1 protein-coding gene is annotated in these 450 nt (G+C 53.1%); it reads right to left on the reverse strand.

Annotated elements, in window-relative coordinates:
* A partial coding sequence (locus HCU66_RS27005) for a transporter substrate-binding domain-containing protein (protein ID WP_205891394.1) occupies positions 1 to 190 on the reverse strand: 190 nt, incomplete at its 3' end.
* Positions 191 to 450 lie beyond the last annotated feature (260 nt).

Here is a 450-nt window from a genome sequence, read left to right on the forward strand (position 1 = left end):
TCAGCTCGGCGCAGATCGCATTGCCCAGGTCGATGTCGAAGCCTACCAGGCTGCCGTCGGCTGCTTTGGACTCGAACGGCGCGTAGGAAGGGTCAACGCCAAAACGCAATTCTTTGTATTCCTTTGCCAGTGCGGAGCCGGCAGCCATGCACAACGCCAGTGCAGAAAGGGTCAGCAATGCTTTTTTCATTATTCAAATCCCTAAGAACCAATATGAGCGCTTGTGGCGCAGAAGTACTGTTACTGGAAAGCGTAAGACCTATTAAAAGTAGCAATTTCCGAACCAGAGTCCCGAACAAGCGTTTTAAAAGGTGATTCAAGAAATGGCAAAGCGGGATTTGTGCACGAAAACGGGCGCCATCAGATCCTTGCGTCTGGATGGTGCGCTGTGAGGCCAGGGGGCTTGCCTTGATGCCAGTCAGTTAAGCCGCGGAACCTGTAGGAGCGGGC

The sequence above is a fragment of the Pseudomonas frederiksbergensis genome, assembly GCF_017114915.1.
In the GTDB taxonomy this organism is placed as follows: Bacteria; Pseudomonadota; Gammaproteobacteria; order Pseudomonadales; family Pseudomonadaceae; genus Aquipseudomonas; species Aquipseudomonas frederiksbergensis_I.